Annotated in this window: 20 protein-coding genes; 5 read left to right on the top strand and 15 right to left on the bottom strand. The window is 57.5% G+C overall.

From position 1 onward, the window contains the following. Positions 1 to 16 precede the first annotated feature (16 nt). On the bottom strand, positions 17 to 868 hold the full coding sequence (locus SBL51_RS13940; protein WP_317931605.1) for a MipA/OmpV family protein: 852 nt from the start codon (positions 866 to 868) through the stop codon (positions 17 to 19). 303 nt (positions 869 to 1,171) lie between these two features. On the opposite strand from SBL51_RS13940, the gene SBL51_RS13935 reads away from it, so the two are divergent. Next, a complete protein-coding gene (locus SBL51_RS13935) occupies positions 1,172 to 1,507 on the top strand; it encodes a hypothetical protein (RefSeq protein ID WP_317931604.1) in 336 nt (111 codons plus the stop codon). Between the two features lie 16 nt (positions 1,508 to 1,523). Here the strand turns inward: SBL51_RS13935 and der are convergent, their stop codons facing one another. From der to SBL51_RS13870, 13 genes are all read right to left on the bottom strand, one after another. Beyond that, positions 1,524 to 2,933, bottom strand: coding sequence for a ribosome biogenesis GTPase Der (gene der / locus SBL51_RS13930; RefSeq protein WP_411860484.1), 1,410 nt, complete (start codon positions 2,931 to 2,933; stop codon positions 1,524 to 1,526). A 161-nt stretch (positions 2,934 to 3,094) separates the two neighbouring features. After that, positions 3,095 to 4,237: an outer membrane protein assembly factor BamB gene (gene bamB / locus SBL51_RS13925; RefSeq protein WP_317931603.1), complete on the bottom strand. Its 1,143-nt coding sequence runs from the start codon at positions 4,235 to 4,237 to the stop codon at positions 3,095 to 3,097. Positions 4,238 to 4,239: 2 nt separating this feature from the next. Further along, positions 4,240 to 4,917 carry a tetratricopeptide repeat protein gene (locus tag SBL51_RS13920; RefSeq protein WP_317931602.1) on the bottom strand — a complete coding sequence of 226 codons (678 nt, stop codon included), beginning with the start codon at positions 4,915 to 4,917 and terminating at the stop codon, positions 4,240 to 4,242. A 107-nt stretch (positions 4,918 to 5,024) separates the two neighbouring features. After that, a complete protein-coding gene (gene hisS, locus SBL51_RS13915) occupies positions 5,025 to 6,302 on the bottom strand; it encodes a histidine--tRNA ligase (protein ID WP_317931600.1) in 1,278 nt (425 codons plus the stop codon). A gap of 46 nt (positions 6,303 to 6,348) precedes the next feature. Beyond that, a complete protein-coding gene (ispG, locus tag SBL51_RS13910; RefSeq protein ID WP_317931599.1) occupies positions 6,349 to 7,458 on the bottom strand; it encodes a flavodoxin-dependent (E)-4-hydroxy-3-methylbut-2-enyl-diphosphate synthase in 1,110 nt (369 codons plus the stop codon). Between the two features lie 27 nt (positions 7,459 to 7,485). Then, positions 7,486 to 8,409: a RodZ domain-containing protein gene (locus tag SBL51_RS13905; protein ID WP_317931598.1), complete on the bottom strand. Its 924-nt coding sequence runs from the start codon at positions 8,407 to 8,409 to the stop codon at positions 7,486 to 7,488. Further along, positions 8,402 to 9,187 carry a type IV pilus biogenesis/stability protein PilW gene (gene pilW, locus SBL51_RS13900; protein ID WP_317931597.1) on the bottom strand — a complete coding sequence of 262 codons (786 nt, stop codon included), beginning with the start codon at positions 9,185 to 9,187 and terminating at the stop codon, positions 8,402 to 8,404. The genes SBL51_RS13905 and pilW overlap by 8 nt, the downstream gene beginning before the upstream one ends. 218 nt (positions 9,188 to 9,405) lie before the next feature. Continuing rightward, positions 9,406 to 10,575 carry a 23S rRNA (adenine(2503)-C(2))-methyltransferase RlmN gene (rlmN, locus tag SBL51_RS13895; protein WP_317931596.1) on the bottom strand — a complete coding sequence of 390 codons (1,170 nt, stop codon included), beginning with the start codon at positions 10,573 to 10,575 and terminating at the stop codon, positions 9,406 to 9,408. Between the two features lie 193 nt (positions 10,576 to 10,768). Then, complete coding sequence (ndk, locus tag SBL51_RS13890) at positions 10,769 to 11,194, bottom strand: nucleoside-diphosphate kinase (RefSeq protein ID WP_317931595.1); 426 nt, start codon at positions 11,192 to 11,194, stop codon at positions 10,769 to 10,771. A 273-nt stretch (positions 11,195 to 11,467) separates the two neighbouring features. Beyond that, positions 11,468 to 12,637 (bottom strand): IscS subfamily cysteine desulfurase, encoded by a 1,170-nt coding sequence (locus SBL51_RS13885; RefSeq protein ID WP_317931594.1) that lies wholly within the window; start codon positions 12,635 to 12,637, stop codon positions 11,468 to 11,470. 88 nt (positions 12,638 to 12,725) lie between these two features. Further along, positions 12,726 to 14,003 carry a valine--pyruvate transaminase gene (locus tag SBL51_RS13880; protein WP_317931593.1) on the bottom strand — a complete coding sequence of 426 codons (1,278 nt, stop codon included), beginning with the start codon at positions 14,001 to 14,003 and terminating at the stop codon, positions 12,726 to 12,728. Between the two features lie 116 nt (positions 14,004 to 14,119). After that, positions 14,120 to 14,719, bottom strand: a complete 600-nt coding sequence (locus SBL51_RS13875) for a hypothetical protein (RefSeq protein WP_317931592.1) — start codon at positions 14,717 to 14,719, stop codon at positions 14,120 to 14,122. Between the two features lie 450 nt (positions 14,720 to 15,169). Next, positions 15,170 to 16,414: a YihY family inner membrane protein gene (locus SBL51_RS13870; RefSeq protein WP_317931591.1), complete on the bottom strand. Its 1,245-nt coding sequence runs from the start codon at positions 16,412 to 16,414 to the stop codon at positions 15,170 to 15,172. Positions 16,415 to 16,621: 207 nt separating this feature from the next. Here SBL51_RS13870 and arsC point away from each other — a divergent pair, with 207 nt between their 5' ends. The 4 genes from arsC to sppA all read left to right on the top strand — a co-directional run bounded on the left by arsC (position 16,622) and on the right by sppA (position 20,033). Further along, positions 16,622 to 16,966 (top strand): arsenate reductase (glutaredoxin), encoded by a 345-nt coding sequence (gene arsC / locus SBL51_RS13865; RefSeq protein WP_317931590.1) that lies wholly within the window; start codon positions 16,622 to 16,624, stop codon positions 16,964 to 16,966. A 23-nt stretch (positions 16,967 to 16,989) separates the two neighbouring features. Continuing rightward, positions 16,990 to 17,586: an NAD(P)H:quinone oxidoreductase gene (gene wrbA, locus SBL51_RS13860; RefSeq protein ID WP_317931589.1), complete on the top strand. Its 597-nt coding sequence runs from the start codon at positions 16,990 to 16,992 to the stop codon at positions 17,584 to 17,586. Between the two features lie 6 nt (positions 17,587 to 17,592). After that, positions 17,593 to 18,021, top strand: a complete 429-nt coding sequence (locus tag SBL51_RS13855; protein WP_317931588.1) for a DUF2069 domain-containing protein — start codon at positions 17,593 to 17,595, stop codon at positions 18,019 to 18,021. Positions 18,022 to 18,173: 152 nt separating this feature from the next. Beyond that, positions 18,174 to 20,033, top strand: coding sequence for a signal peptide peptidase SppA (sppA, locus tag SBL51_RS13850; protein WP_317931587.1), 1,860 nt, complete (start codon positions 18,174 to 18,176; stop codon positions 20,031 to 20,033). Positions 20,034 to 20,046: 13 nt separating this feature from the next. Here sppA and hda read toward each other — a convergent pair whose 3' ends face one another. Beyond that, the gene (gene hda, locus SBL51_RS13845; RefSeq protein ID WP_317931586.1) at positions 20,047 to 20,760 is read right to left on the bottom strand and encodes a DnaA regulatory inactivator Hda; all 714 of its coding nucleotides are present in this window, start codon (positions 20,758 to 20,760) and stop codon (positions 20,047 to 20,049) included. Positions 20,761 to 20,779 lie beyond the last annotated feature (19 nt).

Below are 20,779 nucleotides of genomic sequence, written 5' to 3'. Positions count from 1 at the left end.
CTGCTGTCCCAGCCCGCTATCGCTCCACCTTCCTTTTGGAGCGATAGATGATGTGGCTGTAGAGAATACCCACCGACCAATTGTCGTCTGTTTCCACCAGTGGTGAATCGTTAAACACAGCACCGCCGATATTGTCGTAGCGGGCAAACAATACCCACAACCGATCCGGATTCCACGAACGCAGCGATAGTGAAACCCGATAGCCGGCATAACCGGCCTCCGCCTCGTAGGCTGGCCGTTCAGCGGTGGCGTAGGGTGTTGCCACACCGTAGTAGACGTCGTTGGACTGATCGTTACCAAACTTAGGCCCGGCGCCAATATACGCATACCAGGGGGCGCTCTCCACCGGCAGCCGGTAGCGGTAGCGCAGTTGGGGGGCAAAGCTTATCCCGTGGTCACTCATCCCCTCACCACTAATTCCAATGCCAAAGCGTACCGGCAGTTTTAATTGCCAGCGGTTGCGCTCATCCTGAAACAGGTTAATTTCCAGTGAAGGGCCGGTTTGCAGCTGGTTGTCGATATCGTTCATACCGCGGCGCAGGTCGACATCGTCGCTGTCGACGGCGAAGTGGAAGTCAAAGCTGATATCCAGCTTGTAGCGGTCTTCTTCCAGCACCTCGGCCCGAACACCGCGGCTGTCGGCCCGTAAAATCTTGCCCCGGTAGATCGGAACAGGCACCGGGTAGACCAGATCCCGTTGCTGCTTGGTACCGGTGTAGTACGACTGGTGCATGGCCCCCAGGCCCAGCCCGAGCTCCATCAGCGACCGCTCCTCGGCCTGAACCAGACCGGCAAACCCCGCCAACAAACCGATCAGCAGGCCACCATAGCCTTTTTTGTAGCCGCTCATTCCAGTGAAAAGATTCATTGTCCCTCGCCTAACGTCACTTCTGCGCAGCCACTGTTTAGCCACTACCCCATAAATCATAGAACATGAACCGCTGCCCTCCACCCTCTACGAGGCCAAATCGTCAGCCTGCTGGCCAGCATCAGTTGGGAACAGAATTTGATATACCTCAACTCCAGTAGCCAAAAAGGGCCATTCCCAGGGCTTAGGGCCTGCTTTTTTGGCGGCTTTTCGCCAAAACGCCGCCCTTTGGTTAACTTTCTGCCACAAACGCCCCGTGCAAATGTTGGCATTCTGGCAATAACAGCAAGGTAGCAAATCCCCATGAAATGCGCAGAAGTCATCAAATACTGCCTGTCTCTACCGGACAGCGAACAGCAGCTACTCAACAGCGAAGGTACCTCCATGGCCTTCACCATCGGCAAACGCCCCTTCGCCTACTTTGAAACGGGCGCACCAATCCAGTGGCAGTTCTCCCTGCAGGTTACCGAAGCGCTATTTAATGACCTGTACAGCCCACCCAAAATTCGCCAAGTGGAGAAGGGGGATGGCTACTGGTTGACGATTACCCGGGTGGAGAACTTCGCCGATGAGGACCTGATGGATATGATCCGCTGGTCTTATCGGGAGAACAGTACCGCCGCCACCTGCAACGCCTGATAAGCAATAACCTGGCTTAGCGACGGCCTCCCGGGGGCGTCGGCCCGGGTTTGTTGCGCAGGGGCGCCCGCGCCGGTCGCTTTTTACCTGCCTTGTTGGGTTGCGCCTTACTGGCGAAGGGGTTGTCTGTGGTTTTGAACTCTATCCGCAAGGGCGTGCCGTGCAAGTCCAATACCCGCCGGAAGGTCTTCTCCAGGTAGCGTTTGTAGTGGCTGGGTACCGCTTCGGTCTGGTTGCCGTGAATGACAATAATCGGCGGGTTGTGGCCACCGGCGTGCGCATAGCGCAGCTTGATACGCCGGCCATTGACTAACGGCGGCTGGTGAACCTTGATGGCATCTTCCAGAATGCGTGTCAGTTGGTTGGTCGACAACTTGTCGGTGGCCGACTGGTAAGCGCGCTCGATCGACTCATACAGATGGCCAACGTTGGTACCGTGTTTGGCAGAGATAAAGTGCAGATCGGCAAAATCAACAAACTGTAAACGGCGCTCCAGCTCCTTCTTGATAAAATCCTTGTGGTCGCTGTCAAGACCATCCCACTTATTGAGCGCCAATACCAGCCCCCGCCCCTGCTCGATCACCTGCCCCATCAGGTGCAGATCCTGATCCACCAACCCCTCCTGGGCGTCCATCAGCAGCACCACCACATTGGCGTCACTAATAGCCTGCAGCGTTTTGACGATGGAGAACTTCTCCACCGCCTGAGAAACATTTTTACGTCGCCGAATACCGGCGGTATCAATCAGGGTGTAGTTTTTGTCATTGCGCTCATAGTTGATGTAGATACTGTCGCGGGTGGTGCCGGGGTGGTCGTAAACCACTACCCTATCCTCTCCCAACAGCCGATTAACCAGGGTCGATTTACCAACGTTAGGGCGGCCGACAATGGCGATTTTGACACCGTCAGGCAGTGTTTCATCACTCTCCTCGGGTTCCGGCAGCGCCGCCAACACAGCCTCCATCAGCGAACGGATACCACGACCATGGCTGGCGGTGGTTGGGTAGAGCTCACCCAGGGCCAATTCATAAAAGGGGGCGACGGCAACATCGTGATTACTGCCGTCAATTTTGTTGGCCACCACAAACACCCGCTTGCCCGATTTACGCAGGTGTTCGGCGATCATGCTGTCGGCACTGGTCAGACCGGCGCGACAGTCCACCACAAACAGGACGGCATCGGCCTCGTTGATCGCCGCCAGTGACTGGCCGGCCATCACCGAATCGATTCCCGTCTCATCACCGCTCAAACCGCCGGTATCCACCACCATCAGCCGGCGCCCCTGGACGTTGGCCTCGCCATATTTACGGTCGCGGGTAAGGCCGGGGAAGTCCGCCACCAGGGCATCACGACTGCGCGTCAGCTGATTGAAAAGCGTAGACTTTCCCACATTGGGTCGGCCGACAAGGGCAATTACCGGTAGCATGGCACTCTCGTATGGGTATTGGATATTGGCGATATAGCTGCTAGCGCCGGGACGGCGACAAACAAAACTGCAGATTGTAGAGATTCAGGCGCACAAAGGCGAGCTGAACCGGTTGGGAGAGCAACGCCGGCCGAATATCGGCCGGGGCGCCTTGAAGTGATTTATGACTCGCTTTTTCTGGTTACAGAGTAGAGGTACAGATCGCCGTCATTACTGAAGATCAGAACCTTATCCCCCATTACCACCAGCGGAGAGCGGATACCACTGCCATTGATCTTCTTACGGCCCAGGTACTCGCCGCTACTGGCATCCAAAACATGCAGGTAGCCTTCGCTATCGGCAGTCATCACCAGCCCCTGAACATAGGCCGGGCCGGTTAGCTGCCGCCGCAACATCTGCTCGTTAGTCCAGACATCTTCACCATTGCCGACGTTGTAGGCCTGGATAGTATCGTCGGCGGTAGTCAGAAATACCGCCAGTCCATTGCTGGCCAGGTTTTGATAGGTGGAGGTATCGCGTGCCCAAAGGCCCCTGCCGGTAGCCCGACTAATCGCCACCAGGCGCCCTTGCAGGCTGGCAGCAAAGATCAGGTCACCCACCATCAACGGTGAGCCGTCGATATCGACCATGCGCTCGAGCTCGGTGCGACCACTGGGGATCGCCACCCGCTGGTCCCATTGGCCAATGCCGTTATCGGGGTTGAGCGCAATCAGTTTGCCATTGTCAAACGCCGCCACCACCAGGGTTTCGGTAACAATGGGTGTGGAGGAGCCACGGCTGGTTAAGGCTGGATGGGTGTTGTCGTACTGCCAGAGCTTTTCACCGGTGGCAATCGAGATACCGTGTAGCTTGCCATCAATGGTATGCACCACCACCAGCTCGCTGTTGAGCTGCGGTGCCGACAGCACCTCGGTGGAGACTTGCTGGCGCCAGACTTCCTCCCCGGTTTCAGCACTTAGCAGCACTACTTCACCGTCGTAGGTCCCCACCGCCAGGTACTTCTCATAGGCGCCGACGCCGCCAGAGGTTTCCAGCTTCAGCTTGGAGCGCCACAGACGTTTACCGGTTTCCGCGGCATAGGCGCTGACCCGCCCGTCGATGTCCATGGCGTAAACCTGGCCATTGGCAAAGGCTGGCTTCAGCAGCGTGTAGCGCTGATCCTGGCCGCCACCGGTATCCCGCGACCAAACCTTTTTAAAGACAATCTGATTATCGACATCCACCAGCGGTGAAGGCTTCAACTCTCCGGAGCTGGAACAGCCCGCCAGGGCAAGCAGAGCCGCGAACATTAACAACAAACGCATAACTATTCTGCCTCGGCTACCACTTCGGTGGCGTACTGATCACGCTTCATCAAGAGGAAGCGACGACGGCTGGATTGATCGTCTGGCAGGGTATCCAGGGCGAGTTGGTAGGCTTCCCGCGCGCCGTCGGTGTCACCTTGAGCCGCCAGAACGTCACCGCGAACCTCGGCGTAACTGCTGCCAAACTCGGTGGCCGGGGCAACCTTTACCAGCGCCAATGCCTGATCGAGTTCGCCAGCCGCCAGATGCAAACGGGCCAGACGAAGGTCGATCACCGGTGTTAGCGCCGCATCGCGGTTGTGCTCCTTGGCCCAACCAAGCTGGGTTTTGGCTTCGTCCAGGTTACCTTGATCAACCGCATATTTTGCCATCAGCATGGCGGCACTCACGGCATAGAAGCTCTTGGCGTAGCCATCTTTAAGCTGTTCGCCCAGGGAGGCAACCTCTATCAGCTGCTGTTGACTCAGCTCGATACCCGGCTCAATTGCGGCAATTTCACTCATCTGTTGAAACAGCACCGAGGCATTTTCGCGTTTGGCCTGTTGGTTGTTCTGCCAACCCTGCCAACCAAAATAGACCGCTAACGCCAAAACAATCGCCGTCAGGGTATTTTTGCCATTCTCCTTCCACCACCGTTTGAAGGCTTCAATCTGTTCTTCTTCAGTCAGGTGTGCACTCACTCAATCCGCTCCTTATTGTTGGGCAGGCCTGCTTGCCTAACACAAACGCCCTAAACCCTTTAAAAATTTGATTGCTGCCAGTTAACTGGTGGGCCAAAGTCAGGCCATCAGGCCTTGAGTAGGGCCGCAAGTTTGCCACATAGTTCCGACTGGGCAATGGTCTCCTGCTCGGCATCGGTACGCAACGGCTTCACCGCTATCTGACCGCTCAGAGCTTCGTTCTCGCCCAGAATCAGCGCGATACTCGCCCCGCTCTTATCGGCCTTTTTCAGTTGGCTCTTGAAACTGCCGCCACCACAGTGGGTAACGATACGCACGCCAGGCAGTTCAGCCCGCACCTGCTCCGCCAGCTGCAGTGCTTTAAGTTGCACATCGCCTACTGCTGCCAGGTAAACATCAGCACTGCGCTCCAGGCCTGCGGGCACCAGATTGAGCTCCTGTAACAGCAGCACCAACCGCTCCACGCCCATACCGAAACCCACTGCCGGCACCTGGCGACCGCCCAGTTGTGCAGTGAGGCCATCGTAGCGGCCACCGGCACAGACCGTGCCTTGGGCGCCCAGATGGGTGGTCACCCACTCGAACACGGTTTTGTTGTAGTAATCGAGGCCGCGCACCAGACGGGGGTTTATGGTGTAGTTGATACCCATGCCATCCAGCAGCTGACAGAGACCGGCAAAGTGGGCTTTGCTGTCGTCGTCCAGATAATCACCCAAGCTGGGTGCTCCGGCCAGCAGGGCCTGGGTTTTGGCATCTTTGCTGTCGAGAATACGCAAGGGGTTGGTGTGCAGTCGGCGCTGGCTGTCTTCGTCCAGCGACTCCTGCTGGGCGCTTAAATAGGTAACCAGAGCCTGTTTATATTTGGCCCGGTCGGCGGCTGAGCCGATACTGTTGAGCTGCAGAGTCACGGCATCGGACAAACCCAACACCTGCCAGAGGCGGGCAGTCATCACCAAAATTTCGGCATCGATATCCGGGCCCTCGAAACCAAAGGCCTCGACCCCAAACTGATGGAACTGGCGCAGGCGCCCCTTCTGAGGTTTTTCGTGGCGGAACATGGGACCCAGATACCAGAGCTTTTGCGTCTGGTTGTGCAGCAGGCCGTTCTGCTCACAGGCGCGAACACAGACCGCCGTCCCCTCCGGCCGCAAGGTGAGGCTGTCGCCATTGCGGTCGTTAAAGGTATACATCTCTTTTTCAACGATATCGGTCACTTCACCGATGGAGCGCTTGAACAGCTCGGTCTGTTCGAGGATGGGGAAGCGAATATTCTGATAACCGTAGCTGCCAAACAGCGACGCCACGGTCGCTTCCACAAATTGCCAAACCGCAGTCTCCTCCGGCAGGAGGTCGTTCATGCCGCGAATTGCTTGAATCTTGCTCAAAGTAGTTTCCAGATAGGGGTTGCTGATAGTGCCTGAGTAACAGTGGTCAGGCTTTGGCGATCAGGTTCTGCAGATCGGCCTCTTTTTCAGCCGCCCGCGCCCGGATTAACCGTTCGAGATTATCCACCAGGTCGTCATTGCCCAGTTTGCTGTCGGGTTGACCGCCGATGTAGATCAGGTTGGGCTGCCCGCCGGCCAAGCCGATATCAGCCTCGCGCGCCTCACCGGGGCCATTGACCACACAACCGATCACCGCCACATCCATGGGCGTGGTGATATCGTCCAGGCGCAACTCCAGCTCGTTCATCGTTTTAATCACGTCAAAATTCTGCCGTGAACAGCTGGGACAGGCGATGAAATTGATACCTTTGGAGCGCAGTTTCAGGCTTTTCAGCAGCTCCCAGCCCACTTTCACCTCTTCCACCGGATCGGCCGCCAAAGAGATGCGCAGAGTATCGCCAATGCCCTCCATCAGCAGAGCACCCAGCCCCACCGCCGATTTCACCGTACCGCCGCGCAGGCCTCCGGCTTCGGTAATACCCAGGTGCAGAGGTTGCTCAATTTGGCTGGCCAGCTGGCGGTAGGCGGCCACGGCCATAAAGACATCCGAGGCCTTTACCGACACTTTGAAATTTTGAAAATCGTAGCGGTCGAGAAACTCGACGTGGCGCAAAGCCGACTCCACCAACGCCTCGGGGGTGGGCTCGCCATACTTTTTCTGAAGATCCTTCTCAAGAGAGCCGGCGTTGACGCCGATGCGGATGGGGATATTGAGATCCTTGGCCTTCTCCACCACCGCCTGAATGCGTTTTTCGCGGCCGATATTGCCCGGATTAATGCGCAGACAGTCGACTCCCAGGTCAGCCACCCGCAGGGCGATGCGGTAGTCGAAGTGGATATCTGCCACCAGCGGGATATCGACCTGCTTGCGAATCTCACCAAAGGCTTCGGCGGCGTCGAGCGAAGGCACGGAGACCCGTACGATATCGGCACCGGCCTCCTGAATGCGTTTGATCTGCGCGACAGTGGCGGCCACGTCGGTGGTCTCTGTGTTGGTCATGCTTTGAACGCTGATGGGGGCGTCGCCACCCACAGGCACATCACCCACCATGATCTGACGCGAGTGACGTCGTTTTATCGGCGATTGGAAATGCATAGTTGAATCAGGGAAAGTTAGACAGTATCAGGGTTCTTCACCGACTTCGAAACGCAGGGTGTTACGGCCGGGAACCGGTTGAATTTTGACAGGCTCGCCATTGAGTTCCAGGGTGGCGGCTCGAACATTGCCGAGCATTATAGAGAATGGAGCCGTGCCGACAATGGATAATTTATCCCCCGCCTGGCTTACTCCCTGATGCAGGGGCATCCCAGTGGCGTCTTTCACCTCTACCCAGCACTCTTCACTAAAACTGAACTCGAGCGTGTCACTGGTGGGCTCGGCTGCGACCTCCGGGGCTTGCTCTGCCACGGCCGGGGCAATCAATTGTGCAGCGGTAAGTTCGGTTTGCGGCGGTTCGGTAGCCACCGCTGAGCTCACCGACTCGTCTGAGGCAGCCACCGCACCGGGCAGTTCATTGGTCGCCGGGCTGGTATCCAAGGCCGGCTCAGCAGGAGCAGTCTCGACCGTCTGGCGCGCAACCGCAGGCGATTCGGCATCTTTACCACCACCCCACAAAAAGAATCCGGCCAGGGCAACAAAGAGTACTGCCCCCACCAAAATAGCCCAGTTCCACTCCGGAAACGGCTTCTCCAGAGGTTTCATACGCTGGGTCGGCCGGGTGACCGTGACTCCGGCCTGGCTCAGTTCGGAGACGTAGTTGTCGTAGCAGGCGATCACCGCATCGGCATCAATCTGCAAATAGCGGCAGTAGGAGCGCAGGTAGCCTTTGATAAAGGTGGGGGACGAGAGCCGGTCAAACTGGTTTTGCTCCAGCGCCGTAAGCTTTTTCACCGGCAGGTTAATTTCACGGGCGACATCGGCCAATTCGAAGCCCATTTTTTGGCGGGCGTCCTGCAACATCTGGCCGGGCGTGATGGTCGGCGTGGCGTTGCTCTCGGATGGATCAGTGTCGGCCGGGGGCGACGGGTTCATAGCGGTATCAGTCATCAAGCAGTCGCTTGTATTCCAGGTATTCGGCGGAGTAAGGGTACATATTTTTAAGTGCCAGAGCCAGGCTGGCCTCTTTATCGCGATTGCCAAATATCCGCTCCAGGCGGATACCTAACCACAGCGATTGCGGGGTGGGGCTGCCGAGCGTATCGGCACGATCCAGATAGCCCTTGGCTTGGGCATAATTGCGCTCGGAAAATTCAATTTTGGCCAACTCGATAATGGGCGTCAGCGATTTGGGATTGAGCCGGACAGCGTGTTCGAAACTGGCCTTGGCCTTTTCGTGCATACCCAGCAGCTGGGCGGTCTGGCCGAGATTGGTAAGCGCCACATCGCGCCGGTCGTACTCCAGGTCGCGGCCGGCACCCTCAAACTGTTCCAGAGCCTCCTGGTAGCGCTCCTGGCTGGAGAGCAGTACACCATAGTTATTGCGGGCGGTTGAGAACTCGGGATTGCGGCCAATCGCCTTTTTAAACTCTTTTTCAGCCAGTAGCGGCTCACCTTCCAGTTGGTAGAGCATGGCGGTGGCGTTCAGTACCCGAGGGTCATCGGCATCGATAGCACGGGCCTTGTTGAGACTGCTGCGAGCTAGATCCCGATTGCCCTGGCGAACGTAGTTCAACACCAGCTGTACCCGTTTTTCGAGAGCCTTTTCGGTATCCATATTGGACTCCGTGCCCCCGGTGCGGGTGGTAACACAACCACCTAAAAACAGCTGTAGCAACACCGTTGCCGCCAGTAATCCTTTTTTGTAGTTATCTATCCAACTCATCATGTGGTAAGCAAACCATCTTAAAAGATTTTAATTTTAGCACCCTAGACAGATTTGGCCGGTGCTCTGGCGGTTTTGGTCTCCGCCCATCAACCTGTCGGCAAGCCACTACTCAGTGCACATTTGGTCAGCGCACATTTGGTCAGCGCACATCTGGCCAGGCCCGTTCAGATCAACCAGACCCCCGGCGTCCACGCGCCGCCAATTGTTGCGTATCTGCGCTAGGAAAGCGAATCAAGCGGAAGGATTTTGACAGCCTCGGTATCCACTTTCGCACGATGGCGTTGGGCACGGCGGGTACGATCGTTAACACTGCCGGCCAGCTGACCACAGGCGGCATCAATGTCGTCACCGCGGGTGGTGCGCACAGTCGTGGTGTAGCCCGCCTCCATCAAAATGTTCTTGAATCGGTGCAAAGCGTTATTGCTGACCCTTTTATAGTTGGAAAGTTTAAAGGGATTGAAGGGAATGAGATTTATTTTTACCGGTACATCGCGCAGCAGTTCTACCAACTGATGCGCGTGCTCGGGACGGTCGTTAACATGATCAATGAGGGTGTACTCAATGGTCATCTTGCGATGGGTGTCGGGCAGCCCCTCGATATAGCGCTTGGCACTGGCCAGCAGTTCAGCAATGGGGTATTTGCGATTGATCGGCACCAGCGTGTTGCGTAACTCATCGTTGGGCGCGTGCAGGGAGATAGCCAGGCAGGCATCGGTGAACTGGCCGAGGCGATCCAGGGCCGGCACGACACCGGAGGTACTCACCGTCACCCGGCGCTTGGAGATCCCGTAACAGTTGTCGTCCATCATCAAGTTGATGGCATCGACCACGTTATCGAAGTTGAGCAGCGGCTCGCCCATGCCCATAAAGACCACATTGGTAACTTTACGCGGCCCTTTGGGTTGCAGCTGGCCAAACGACTGCGCCGCAACAAACACTTGGCCGATGATCTCGGCCACAGTCAAATCGCGGTTGAACCCCTGTTTACCTGTCGCACAAAAACTACAATCCAACGAGCAGCCCACCTGGGATGAAACACACAGGGTGCCCCGCTCACCGTCGGGGATAAACACCGTCTCAACCGCACTGCCGCCGGCCACCTCAAACAGAAACTTGCGGGTGCCATCGGCGGAGTCCCACTGCTTCAACACCTTGGGCGGCTCTACATAAGCCAACGATGCCAGCTTAGCGCGCAAATCCTTACTGATATTGGACATCTGCTCAAAATCGGTCACCCCCAATTGGTGGATCCACTTCAATATTTGCGTCGCGCGAAATGGCTTCTCGCCAATACTGACAAACCAATCAATCAGCTTCGCGGGGGCAAGCTCGAGAAGATTGATCTTCTCCGGTGCCGGTTCTGCGCTGTGGTTAACGGGTTCTAACATGGTCAATGGCCAGAAATGGGTCAGCGAGCGGGAAGCTACGCCTTTGGGTTGATAACAGATTGGGGATGATAGCAGCTAACGATAGTGATTGAGCTTTGGCTTTTAAAGGCCGGAGGTTAGGCTGCCGGCCCTCAAGCAGAACCGGGACCGCACCACACCCGGTAGGGATTGGCGTGGTCACCGGTAACGCCAACTAGCGAGAACAGATCTCCGCGTCGCTGAAGAAGTAGGCGATTTCGCGCTCGGCAGAAGCCAATGAATCGGAACCGTGTACCGCATTGGCATCGATAGAGCTGGCGAAGTCGGCGCGAATGGTACCGGCGGCGGCCTCTTTCGGGTTGGTTGCACCCATCAGCTCGCGGTTGGCCAGCACGGCATTTTCACCTTCCAGCACCTGCACCACAACCGGGCCAGAGGTCATGAAGGCAACCAGGTCGGCATAGAACGGACGCTCTTTGTGTTCGGCGTAAAAACCACCAGCTTTGGTGTCGTCCAGTTGCAGCATTTTCATGGCGACAATTTGCAAACCAGCTTTCTCAAAACGGGCGTTGATTTCGCCAATAACATTTTTGGCTACTGCATCGGGTTTGATGATCGACAGAGTCTTCTCGACTGCCATGTGTTTCTCCATTGAAATTAGATGAATATCTGTGTGTTCGTATGAATCTGCAGCAAGCACGTTGATGAGTTGCGTGCATTTTTGGGTAACAACTGCCGTTACGCTCCTGGCTCCAATTCCTGCAAAGCCCGCACACTCTTCAGAGCTCGGGCATTCGCCGAACCGCAACCGGCATCGGGCGCCTAACCGCTTCGCTTGGCAAATGCAGTTAGGGCAAAAAATCGAGCGCGGATTATACGCGCTTTATAGGCTTCTGCCTATGGTTTGCACAAGTCAGCCACCGGTACGTGCTGACAGGCCACGCAGTTTGCCAACGCCTTCACGCACCACCGCCACCGCCCGGTCAATATCATCCAGTTGGGTGTAACGGCCAAAGCTGAAGCGCAGGGACGACAGCGCCAGCTCATGGGGCAGCCCCAGAGCGCGCAGCACATAGGAGGGCTCAATACTGGCCGAGGTGCAGGCAGAGCCCGAAGAGATGGCCAGCTCCCGCAAAACCAGCATCAGTTTTTCGCCATCGACATCGGCAAACGCCAGGTTAATGATGTTGGCCACCCGCCGGTCTGAGTCACCATTGACGGTGATGCCGCCAATGGCCTGAATGCCGGCCAAAAAGCGAGCCAGCAGCTGCTGGTAGTGGTCACCATCGGCCTCCAGCTGGGTGGCCGCCAGGGCGAAGGCGGCACCCATACCGACACACTGATGGGTGGGCAGGGTTCCGGAGCGCATGCCCCGCTCGTGGCCGCCACCGTGAATTTGGGCGGCGATAGTCAATGGCGGGGTACGGCGTACATACAGCGCGCCAACCCCCTTGGGGCCATAAATTTTGTGGCCACAAACCGACATCAGGTCCACCTGCATGGCATTGACATCAATGGCCAGCTTGCCGGCACTCTGGGCGGCATCGACGTGCAGCAACACTCCGCGCTCCCGGCACAGCTGGCCCAGCGCGGCAATATCGTTGATCACCCCGATTTCGTTGTTGACGTGCATGAGTGAAACCATCACGGTCTCCGGCCGCAGTGCCGCCTCTACCTGCTCCAGACTGATCTCACCCAGGTTATTGGGCGGCAAGTAGGTGACCTGAAACCCCTTGCCCTCCAGGTATTGGTAGCAGTCGAGCACCGCTTTGTGCTCAATGGCGGAGGTGACAAAGTGGCTGCCGGGTGCGGCCAGCGCCTCGGCCACACCCTTGATTGCCAGATTATTGGCCTCAGTGGCGCCACTGGTCCAAACGATGGCACGCGGATCGGCATGGAGCAGGTCCGCCACCTGGCGGCGGGCCGTCTCCACCGCCTCTTCCGCCAACCAGCCGTAGCGATGGGAGCGCGAGGCCGGATTAGCGAAGTTGCCGGCCATGGTCAAACAGCCGGTCATGGCTTCGGCCACAGTGGGGTCGACCGGGGTGGTGGCGGCGTAATCTAGGTAAATTGGCAGACTCATAGCAAACAACAGTCGTGTGGGGGCAGGTTAAAAGGCGGCCATTATGCCACAGGCTCCGGCCAATCGAAGGTTTGCCTAAGCGAATCCCTCAATCGGCCTGGTAGAGTGAGCGCAGCTCTTCGGCCAGCAGGGTGATCGCCTGCTCCAACACCGTCTCGGATTGGCAATAGGTGATGCGCAGGCACTCGTGGGCATGGGGCCAGTCGGTGTCGATACCAATAAAGAAGTGGTGGCCAGATAACACCAGTACGCCGCGGGCCTTCAGACGCTGATAGAGCTCTTCACTGCTAATCGGCAGATTTTCACACCAGAGCCAGAGGAAGATCGCCCCCTGCGGTGCGTGTACCCGCACCGGCAGGTCGGCACACTTATCCCGCACCAGCCTAAGTGCGGTTTGGCAGGCCTGTTCATAGAAGGGCTGCACCATGGTGCGACCGATCAGATTGACCCGATCATCCTCAAACCAGGGCCGGGTCAGAGCTGGGCCGGCGCTGGAGCAGGCCAGATTGAGCGCCGTATTGGCGCGCGTATAGGCGGCTATGATCTCACGGCTGGCCACCACGATACCGGTGCGCACCCCAGGCAGCCCCAGCTTCGACAGGCTCATCAGGTAGATAATGCCGTCATCCCAGGGGCAGTCGGCCTGGGTGAAGAGAATACCCGGGAACGGCAAGCCGTAGGCGGCGTCGATAATAATCGGAATATTGCGTGCTTTGGCCAACTGCCGCAGATGCTCCAGCTCATCATCGCCGATCACATTGCCGGTCGGGTTGGTGGGCCGGGAGAGGCAGATGGCGCCGATACCCTGCGCCGAGGCTGCGTCATTCAACGGCAGATTGTCAAAATCGATGTGGTATTTGAACTGCCCATCGGCCAACGGCTCAATCAGAGGTTTCTGGGAGACAAAAAAGTTATCGGACAATCCAGAGCTGGCGTAACCAATGTACTCCGGTGCCATGGGCAGCAAAATCTGGCTCAGGTTGTCGTCGTCGAACTCCCCGGCCAACATATTAAACAGCACAAAAAAGGCGGCTTGGCTGCCATTGGCCAGGGCAATATTTTCCGCCGTTACCGGCCAGCCACAATTGCGTTGCAGGTAGGCGGCCATCGCCTCCAAAAAGGCCGGGTCGCCCTGTGGCGACTGGTAGTTTCCGCACAGCCGCTGCACACCGCCGGGGCTCGCCAGGAGCGCCTCGATAGCGGCCACGATCTCCGCCTCAACGGCCGGGATTTGCGCTGGATTACCGCCCCCCAGAAAGAGCATATCCGGGTTGGTGGTCAGGGCCTTGCCCAGATCATCCATCAGAGTGAAGGTGCCGGAGGGGGCGCAGAAGCGCTCGCCAAATTTGGAGAGTTTATAGTTCATGGCTAACAGTCAATGGCGTCACAACAGGTTGTTACTGTAACACGCGACCCGAAGCCATACCCACACTATCCGCCACGCCAAACCCTCCGGAATGGCTGTCAGCGGCTGGAGATGGATTACTCGATCAACAGCCGTTCCAATACGGCGATAAAGTGGTCATGCAGGATATCGGGAATCAAAATCACCAGGTCACAGCTGAACGGGTGATTCTCCAGGTGATAGTTAATTTCGATGGCCCACAGACGATGCCAGGAGAGGATCTCATTGAAGACCAAATCCGCCACCGGAATATCTTTCACCACGGTGTATGCGGCGGCTTTATCTATTTCAGTCGACATCAGCTCGCCCAGTCGGGTCAGACAGACATCGGTAATGGCGCGGCAAAAATCAATTAAAAGCTGGCTGCACTGGGCGTCGGTCTCGACAATTTTCTGGTTGCACAGCTCGGCGATACTGTGTTCCGTGGCCACCACCAGGGCAAAACACTCTACCTCGGCAAAGTGAAAGGATTGCGCCATGGCCGAGACATTTTCGCCGACACCCAGCTCCGTTAACGATACAGTCAGCTCACGCGGCTCGATTGTCTGGATTTGCGGGATTGATAACTCGACCAAAGCACCGGTAAAGGCCGCCAAGGATTCACCCGCCGCCCCCATGGCGACGTTGCACACTTCCTGTAGTGCATTTTTCTGCTCTTCGTCTAAACCAACAGTCACATCCGTCTCCTTACATTGCTGCTGCTCTGGGTACCGCACTGAGTTCTGGGAATCAGAGCTATCCGTAGCGCCGCTACCACTCTTTAGCTGATTAATGGGCGTTTAATGAACGCTTACCCACCCGCGCGGGCAGCCGGCCAAATATCACCGGCGGCAGGCATCACCACATGGTTGCGCTGCTCTACCGTGATCACCTCCAACACCTGTTAACCAGCCCCCCCTGTAAACAGATCGAGAAAGGGCACCCACCCTGCCCGCGTTAATGGCCTGTCCACCCACGCCCGATTGGAGTCATCTCAGATCAGCCGCGGTAAGGCGCCAAACTGGGGTAGCCAGGTAATTCGGCACCACCTGACTAAGTATAGAAGGGATCTTTTTCGTTGAAGGATGCGCCAGACAGGCGTCGAAGATGGCCCGGCGACCGGTGCCCCGAAGGCGTTTACGCGCCGGCTACTCTTTTAACAGCACATGTAGGTCGATATCCAACGCCTCCTGCTGGAGGTGATCGCATTGGGCCAGCCGCTCCTTCAGCTTTTGCTGCCACGGCTGGCCGGCCTCGGCCTGAAAATGGGAGAGTTGGTAGGCACTGCTGTGGAGCAGTTTGGCCAACTGAATCAGTGTCAGGCTCTCCAGGGTACGGCCAAGCACAAAACGCCCGGAGCGGGTCTCCATCACCACACCCGCTTTTAAGAGCTTGGCGCTGATGCGATTGAACTGCTGAGAGTGCACGCCCAGTTTGAAGACATCTACACCACGCACGCTGCGACCGGCATCCATCCCCTTCACTACCGCAGCAATAAACACCAACGCGGCTATTAGGTCGGAATAGTTGAGACTGCGCGCTTCAATGCGCAGGTGCGCCAGGGTGCGCACCAGTACCGCGCCGCCCAGCACCAGCACCCACAGCACATAGATCCAGAGCAGGAACAGGGGCACGATGGCAAAGGCGCCGTAGATCAGTTGGTAACTGCTTTTGGCCACCAGGTCGGCAAAGGTGCCTTTGGCCAGTTCAAACAGCATGGCGGTAAGCACGCCGCCCACCACGGCATCGCGCAGCAGCACCGGGCAGTTGGGTACCAATAGAAAAAAGAGGGTAAAGGCCAGCGCCGACAGCAACATCGGCAGATAATTGAACAGAGCCGGTGCCAGGTTAACGGCACCGTCCTCGCCCACCATCAGCTCCAGCGACAGCACATAGGTGCTGATCACCAAGCCGGCCCCCAATAACAGGGGGCCCAGGGTCAGGATGGCCCAATAGATGAGAAAGTTGGAGACACCACTGCGATTGTTCTCTACCTCCCAAATGTTGTTGAAGGTGCGCTCGATGGTTTTCAACATCAGATAGGCCGTCACCACCAGCATGGCCACACCGGGCAGGGTCAGCTTGCGGGCGCGCGCGGTAAATTCAGCCAGGTAGCTCTGTACCGCCTGACCCGTGGCGGGCACCAGGTTATCAAAGATCAGGCCTTGCAGCTGTGCCTCCAGCCCCTGAGAAGTGGACGAGGCCGGCAGCAGAGAGAGCATGGAATAGACCAGGGTCAGCACCGGCACCAAGGCAAAGAGGGAGACGTAGGTGAGCGCGGCGGCGCTCTGCTGACAATTGCTGGAGGTGAAATGGCGGTAGATCTCCAGCAGCAATTTGAAGCTGTAGCGGGCAACTTGTGTTATCCACAAATAAAATTTATTTGTTACCATGCGGCCTTGCCCGAATTGACAGAGATTCACCGTTGGAAATGGCCCAAAACGGTCGCTTCCTGCTGGTCTGCGAGATTGAAAGTAGGCTGAAAGGTATCAATAAAACCGCCAATGTCAACTGAGGCCAACTCAGTGGGGCTGGGCTTGCCGCCGCTTGGCGGCTACCCCCTGGCGACATTGAGCGTTCAATAACACTAAGGATTTTGCATGCTGACCATTTATCACAACCCGCGCTGTTCCAAATCGCGCGATACGCTCGCCCTGATTGAAGCCGCCGGCATTGAGCCGGAAGTGGTCCTCTACCTGGAGACCCCGCCCGACGCCAAAACCCTGCAAACACTGCTCAGCAAGCTGGGTATCGGGGCCCGCGACCTGCTGCGAAAAGGCGAAGATGCCTATAAAGAGAACAACCTGAAAAACCCGGAATTAACCGACGCCCAGCTGATCGACTTTATGGTGCAGCACCCCAAACTGATCGAGCGCCCCATTGTGGTTAAAGGGGATAGCGCCGTACTGGGCCGCCCCCCCGAAAACGTCAAAGCCCTGCTCTAATTGAACCCGCCCGAGTTGTTGCAATGAGTTCCGTTGAAGAACCCTACATTCTTGTCCTCTATTACAGCCGTAATGGGGCCACCCGCGATCTGGCCACCGCCATCGCCGAAGGAGTCGACCAGGTGCCTGGCATCAGCAGCCGGATACGCACAGTGCCGGCTGTCTCCCCCAACTGCGAGGCCAGTGAGCCGGATATCCCGGCTGAAGGCGCCATCTACTGCGAGAAAGCGGATCTGACCGGTTGCGCCGGCCTGGCGCTTGGCAGCCCCACCCGGTTTGGCAATATGGCCGCGGCCATGAAATATTTTCTCGACGGCACCAGCGACCTGTGGTTGTCGGGTGCTCTGATTGGCAAGCCGGCCTCGCTGTTCACTTCGGCCGCCAGCCTGCACGGCGGCCATGAAAGCACCCTGCTCAGTATGATGAACCCGCTCTTGCACCACGGTATGCTGATCCAAGGCCTACCCTACAGTGAAACCGCCCTGAACCGCACCAGCACCGGTGGCACTCCCTATGGTGTCAGCCACCACGGTGCCCATGAGCATTTGAGTGAAGACGAACTCCAACTCAGCCGAGCCCAGGGCAAGCGACTGGCTCAAACCGCCCTTAAACTGTTGTAACTACCTATGACCTCTCCCTCGGATGCCAGCTATTGGCAACGCAAAGCCAACAGCGCCTATCGCATTACCCTCAGCACCTACCTGGCACTGATAGCCATGCTACTGGTAGCCCGGCTGATCAATGGTTTCTCATTTAAATTGTTGTTGGTGGAGTGGCTGCCGCTGCTGATTTTTATCCCGGGCTTGAAAGTGCGCATCGCCTACCGCACCTACAGCTGGATGTGCTTTGTGCTACTGGCCTATTTCACCGCGTTTGTCGTTGAACTGGGTTCGCCATTGCGGGTGTGGACCGACGCCGTCAATTTGGTGCTGGTGTCTATTCTGTTTTGCAGCGCACTGCTCAGCAGCCGCTACACCCAGCGCTGGCAATATTACGCCGCCGTGGCTGCCGGTCACATCGAAGAGAGTCCCACCGAAGCCAACAATGAAAAATAGTGCCAGGGCCTCTACACTCATTGGAGTGCAATGGGTGTAGACAGGCCCGCCGGTTAAACGGCACTTTTTGCCAGCCAGTTGTAAACGTCCAGGATTGATAAACCGTCTTAGCCTGCAATTCCGCTCAATAGCATGCGTTTAAGGAAAACATTATGAGCCAACGATCACCCGGCATCCTGCGCCGACTCTTCGGTGGGTTTTGGAATCTCATCACCTGGCTGCGGGTCGCACTGCTGAACCTGATCTTTCTGCTGCTGTTGATAATTTTCATCGCCTCCCTGTGGCCGGCGAAAGCCCCGCAACTGGGCGAAGACAACCTGCTGGTGCTCGCCCCCTCTGGTCTGCTGGTGGACGAGTACACCTATATCGACCCACTTACCCAACTGCTGGAAGAGACCACCCCTGATCAGGTAGAGACCCTGGTCTCTGACCTGGTCACCGCCATCGATTTGGCCACCGAGGATAAACGCATCACCGCCATGGCCATGGATCTCGACAGTCTGCTCGGCGCAGGTATCAGCAAAATGGAGGAGGTAGGCGTTGCGCTGGAGCGTTTTAAAGCCGCCGGCAAGCCGATCTACGCCTACGGCTCCAACCTCACCCAGCAGCAGTATTACCTGGCCAGCTACGCCGACGAGATCCACCTCAACCCCCTGGGAGCGGTGTTGGTGACCGGTTTCGCCACCTATCGTAACTACTTCAAAGAGACCCTCGATAAACTGGCGGTCAGCATGCACATCTTCCGGGCCGGGGAGTACAAAGATGCCATGGAGCCCTTCATGCGCAATGACATGTCTCAGGCCTCCAAAGAGAACAACCAGCTCTGGTTGGATGAGCTGTGGGGGGTCTACAGCTCACGGGTGGAGGAGCAGCGCAACCTGCCCAAGGGCGCACTGAACGACTTTATCAACACCATGGACAAATCCCTGGCCGAGCATCAGGGTGACTCCGCCAAACTGGCCCTTGACGCTGGCCTGGTCGACCAGCTGAGTACCCGCAGCCAGTTCCAGCAGCAGCTGGCAGTGAAGCTCGGCACCAAGCCCGACGACGGTCTCACCTTCCAGCAGTACCTGGCCATGCACCACTCCACCTATGTGCCCCTGCACCGCGACAGGGTGGCGGTGATCACCGCCCGCGGTCTCATCTCCCAGGGAGAGCAACCCAGTGGTGAAACCGGTGATGAGAGCTTTCTGGCGCTGCTGCAGCAGGTGCAGGAAGACACCTCCATCAAAGCGCTGGTGATTCGTTTAGACAGCGGTGGTGGCGGCGTACAGGCCTCGGAAAATATCCGTCTGGGGCTGGTGCAACTGGCCAACGAGCGTCCAATCCCCATCGTTATCTCCATGGGCAGTATCGCCGCCTCCGGCGCCTACTGGATCGCTACCGCCGGTGACGAGATCTGGGCGACACCCACCACCATTACCGGCTCTATTGGGGTATTTGGCGCCTTCGCCACCTTCGAGAAGAGCCTCGATAAGATCGGAGTCAGCACCGATGGCCTCAGCACCACCGCCCTGGCCGGTGCCGTGCGCGCCGACCGGGAGCTCTCGCCCATGGCGGAAGACCTGCTGCAACAGGGCATCAACCACATGTACAGCGTCTTTTTAGGGCTGGTGGCCGATGCCCGCAACAGCAGCCCGGAGGAGATCGACAAGATTGCCCAGGGGCGGGTCTGGAGTGGTAACACGGCACTGGAGTTGGGGCTGGTCGATCGCCTGGGCAACCTGGAAGACGTTATTGCCCGGGCGGCGGAACTGGCCGAACTCGACCACTACGAGGTGCAGCACATCATCAAGCCGCTGAGCCCCATGGAGCAGTTTTTATCGGAGTTGAATCGTGCTGAAGTGGTGCAGGAGGTGCGCACCGTGATGGGCAAACATCAGGCCAGCAGTGGCCTGCCACCAAGCCTGGTAACACACCTGCAGTCACTGCTGGCACCCTGGCAGATGCTGGACGCCATGAATGACCCACGGGCCAGCTACGCCATGTGCCTGGTCTGCCTGGCGCCCTAGGCCAGGCGCAGAGCTAAGCCTGCAAACACTGCTTGATAAAGGGAATGGTTAGTCGCCGCTGTTGGGCTAACGATTCCCGATCCAGCAACTTTAGAAATTCAAACAAGCTTCCCAGATTACGGGCCGAGTGGTTAACAATGTAACCGGCCGCCTCCTCCGGCAGTTTCAACCCCAAGCGATGAGCTTGCAGTTGCAGAGCTTTGGCCTTGTCCTCGTCGCTCAAGGCGTGAACTTGGAACACCGGCCCCCACAGAATACGACTCTGCAGATCAGCCAGTTTAAACGCGAGTTGTGCCGGTGAGCGATGACCGGCGAAGATCACCCGGGCAGCGCGGTCGCGCAGACAATTAAACAAGGCGAAGATTTCCTGCTCCAGCGCATCATCACCCGCCACCTGATCGACATCATCCAGGCAGACCAGGTCGGCCGCTGCCAGCTCGTCGAGCAGATCACCGGTTAGCGGCGGGTTGCCGGGGGCGAGGGAGAGATAACAAGCTTGCAGGTTAAAGCTCGGCGCCAACTGGCTGCAGGCCTGCAGCAGGTGCGACAGGCCAACATCCCGCTCCCCCCACAGGTAACTGACCAGCTCCCCCTGCCCCTGAACCATCAAGAACAGGGTTTGCAATGCGGTCAGATTGGGGGAGTGTTCTGGCAGATAGTAGTTGTCGAAGCTCGCTTCGACATCCAGGCTTACCGCCAGCGGAAGTTGTTGACTGTTATTGGCCATGGAGTGTTAGGCAGCACGC

Origin of the sequence: Halioxenophilus sp. WMMB6 (assembly GCF_033283405.1) — a bacterium.
Classification (GTDB): Bacteria; Pseudomonadota; Gammaproteobacteria; order Pseudomonadales; family Cellvibrionaceae; genus Halioxenophilus.
Note: the sequence above shows the minus strand (reverse complement) of the source record. Positions and strands in the feature narration are given on the sequence as shown.

Excerpts from the sequence above, each read along its gene's own strand:
- SBL51_RS13870 (WP_317931591.1), bottom strand. The coding sequence starts at position 16,414 with ATGGTAACAAATAAATTTTATTTGTGGATAACACAAGTTGCCCGCTAC.
- ndk (WP_317931595.1), bottom strand. The coding sequence starts at position 11,194 with ATGGCAGTCGAGAAGACTCTGTCGATCATCAAACCCGATGCAGTAGCC.
- SBL51_RS13855 (WP_317931588.1), top strand. The coding sequence starts at position 17,593 with ATGACCTCTCCCTCGGATGCCAGCTATTGGCAACGCAAAGCCAACAGC.
- SBL51_RS13880 (WP_317931593.1), bottom strand. The coding sequence starts at position 14,003 with ATGAACTATAAACTCTCCAAATTTGGCGAGCGCTTCTGCGCCCCCTCC.
- sppA (WP_317931587.1), top strand. The coding sequence starts at position 18,174 with ATGAGCCAACGATCACCCGGCATCCTGCGCCGACTCTTCGGTGGGTTT.
- ispG (WP_317931599.1), bottom strand. The coding sequence starts at position 7,458 with ATGCATTTCCAATCGCCGATAAAACGACGTCACTCGCGTCAGATCATG.
- arsC (WP_317931590.1), top strand. The coding sequence starts at position 16,622 with ATGCTGACCATTTATCACAACCCGCGCTGTTCCAAATCGCGCGATACG.
- SBL51_RS13940 (WP_317931605.1), bottom strand. The coding sequence starts at position 868 with ATGAATCTTTTCACTGGAATGAGCGGCTACAAAAAAGGCTATGGTGGC.
- rlmN (WP_317931596.1), bottom strand. The coding sequence starts at position 10,575 with ATGTTAGAACCCGTTAACCACAGCGCAGAACCGGCACCGGAGAAGATC.
- der (WP_411860484.1), bottom strand. The coding sequence starts at position 2,933 with ATGCTACCGGTAATTGCCCTTGTCGGCCGACCCAATGTGGGAAAGTCT.
- wrbA (WP_317931589.1), top strand. The coding sequence starts at position 16,990 with ATGAGTTCCGTTGAAGAACCCTACATTCTTGTCCTCTATTACAGCCGT.
- pilW (WP_317931597.1), bottom strand. The coding sequence starts at position 9,187 with ATGATGAGTTGGATAGATAACTACAAAAAAGGATTACTGGCGGCAACG.
- hda (WP_317931586.1), bottom strand. The coding sequence starts at position 20,760 with ATGGCCAATAACAGTCAACAACTTCCGCTGGCGGTAAGCCTGGATGTC.
- bamB (WP_317931603.1), bottom strand. The coding sequence starts at position 4,237 with ATGCGTTTGTTGTTAATGTTCGCGGCTCTGCTTGCCCTGGCGGGCTGT.
- SBL51_RS13905 (WP_317931598.1), bottom strand. The coding sequence starts at position 8,409 with ATGACTGATACCGCTATGAACCCGTCGCCCCCGGCCGACACTGATCCA.
- SBL51_RS13935 (WP_317931604.1), top strand. The coding sequence starts at position 1,172 with ATGAAATGCGCAGAAGTCATCAAATACTGCCTGTCTCTACCGGACAGC.
- SBL51_RS13885 (WP_317931594.1), bottom strand. The coding sequence starts at position 12,637 with ATGAGTCTGCCAATTTACCTAGATTACGCCGCCACCACCCCGGTCGAC.